Source organism: Actinomyces polynesiensis, from assembly GCF_000820725.1.
Classification (GTDB): domain Bacteria; phylum Actinomycetota; class Actinomycetes; order Actinomycetales; family Actinomycetaceae; genus Pauljensenia; species Pauljensenia polynesiensis.
This window is the reverse complement of record NZ_CCXH01000204.1, coordinates 1-2,026: the sequence shown is the minus strand read 5'-3', so window position 1 is coordinate 2,026 and position 2,026 is coordinate 1. Positions and strand designations below refer to the sequence as shown.

Here is a 2,026-nt window from a genome sequence, read left to right as displayed (position 1 = left end):
GGTGGCGGGCGCATCCGCGCCCGCCTGCGCCGCCTCGGCGGCGCCGCCCTCGTCCGTGTGGCCCGATGCACCAGCGGGGGTGTCGGGCTCGCGGCCCGGCTCGCCGTTCATCGGTTCCTCACTCACTTGTCGTCGTCCTCGTCCACGATCTCGGCGTCGATGACGTCGTCATCGGAGCCGGAGGACTGGCCACCGTCGGAGGACGCCTGGGCGCCCTCGTCACCGGCGGGGGTCTGGGACTCGGAGGCCTGCTGTGCGGAGTAGACCTCCTGGCCGACCTTCATGCCCGACTCGTTGAGCTTGTCCAGCGCCGACTTCACGGCGTCGACGTCCTCGTCCTCCAGGGCCTTCTTCAGGGCGTCGATGTCGCCCTGGACCTCGGTGCGCGTGCCCTCGGTGATCTTGTCCGCGTTGTCCTTGAGGAGCTTCTCCATGGAGTACACGGTCTGCTCGGCCAGGTTGCGGGTGTCGGCGTCCTCACGGCGCTTCTTGTCCTCGGCGGCGTGCGCCTCGGCCTCGTGCACCATGCGGTCGATGTCCTCCTTGGGCAGGGCGGACCCACCCGTGATGGTCATCGACTGCTCCTTGCCCGTGCCACGGTCCTTGGCGGAGACGTGGACGATGCCGTTGGCGTCGATGTCGAAGGTGACCTCGATCTGGGGGACGCCACGCGGGGCCGGCGCGATGCCGGTCAGCTCGAAGGTGCCCAGCGGCTTGTTGTCACGGGCGAACTCGCGCTCGCCCTGGTAGACCTGGATGAGCACGGAGGTCTGTCCGTCCTCAGCCGTGGAGAACACCTCGGAGTGCTTGGTCGGGATGGCCGTGTTGCGCTCGATGAGCTTGGTCATGATCCCGCCCTTGGTCTCGATGCCCAGGGACAGCGGGGTGACGTCGATCAGCAGGACGTCCTTGCGGTCGCCCTCGATGACGCCGGCCTGCAGGGCCGCGCCGACGGCGACGACCTCATCGGGGTTGACGCCCTTGTTGGGCTCCTTGCCACCGGTCAGTTCCCTGACGACCTCGGTCACGGCGGGCATACGGGTGGAACCACCCACCAGCACGACGTGGTTGATGTCGGAGACCTTGATGCCGGCCTCGCGGATGACGTCGTGGAACGGCTTCTTCGTGCGCTCGAGCAGGTCGGAGGTCATCTCCTCGAACTTGGCGCGCGAGAGGGTCTCGTCCAGGTGGATCGGGCCGTCGGAGGTCATCGAGAGGTACTGCAGGGAGATGTTGGTGCTGGTCGCGGAGGACAGCTCCTTCTTCGCCTGCTCAGCGGCCTCCTTCAGACGCTGCAGGGCCACCGGGTCCTTGGACAGGTCCGCACCGGTCTTGGACTTGACCTGCTGGATCAGCCAGTCGACGATCCGCTGGTCCCAGTCGTCGCCACCGAGTCGGTTGTCACCGGCGGTCGCGCGGACCTGGATGGTGGAGAACCCGTCGTCATCCTTGCCGATCTCCAGCAGGGACACGTCGAAGGTGCCACCACCGAGGTCGAAGACCAGGATGTTCTCGTCCTCCTTGCCCTTCTCCAGGCCGTAGGCCAGTGCCGCGGCGGTGGGCTCGTTGATGATTCGGGTCACGTTGAGGCCGGCGATCTGGCCGGCGTCCTTCGTGGCCTGGCGCTGGGCGTCGTTGAAGTAGGCGGGGACGGTGATGACCGCGTCGGTGACGGGCTCGCCGAGGTACTCCTCCGCGTCGTGCTTCAGCTTGGCCAGGATCCGCGCCGAGATCTCCTGGGGCGTGTACTTCTTGCCGTCGATCTCCACGGTCCAGTCAGTGCCCATGTGGCGCTTGACGGAGGAGATGGTGCGGCTGACGTTGGTGACGGCCTGGCGCTTGGCGATCTCGCCGACCAGCACCTCACCCGTCTTCGAGAATGCCACGACGGAGGGCGTGGTGCGCTGCCCCTCCGCGTTGGCGATGATCGTGGGCTCGCCACCTTCCAGGACCGCGATCGCGGAGTTGGTGGTGCCGAGGTCAATGCCGATTGCTCGTGCCATGTGTGTCTGTTCCTTCCGACCGT

1 protein-coding gene is annotated in these 2,026 nt (G+C 67.1%); it reads right to left on the bottom strand.

Going from position 1 to position 2,026, the window contains the following annotated elements; translation table 11 throughout:
* Nucleotides 1-122: 122 nt before the first annotated feature.
* Nucleotides 123-2,003 (bottom strand): molecular chaperone DnaK, encoded by a 1,881-nt coding sequence (gene dnaK, locus TA90_RS08695; protein WP_043535816.1) that lies wholly within the window; start codon nucleotides 2,001-2,003, stop codon nucleotides 123-125.
* Nucleotides 2,004-2,026: the final 23 nt, after the last annotated feature.

What these genes read in the sequence shown, in the direction of transcription:
- dnaK (WP_043535816.1), bottom strand. Translation starts at nt 2,003, where the DNA reads ATGGCACGAGCAATCGGCATTGACCTCGGCACCACCAACTCCGCGATC.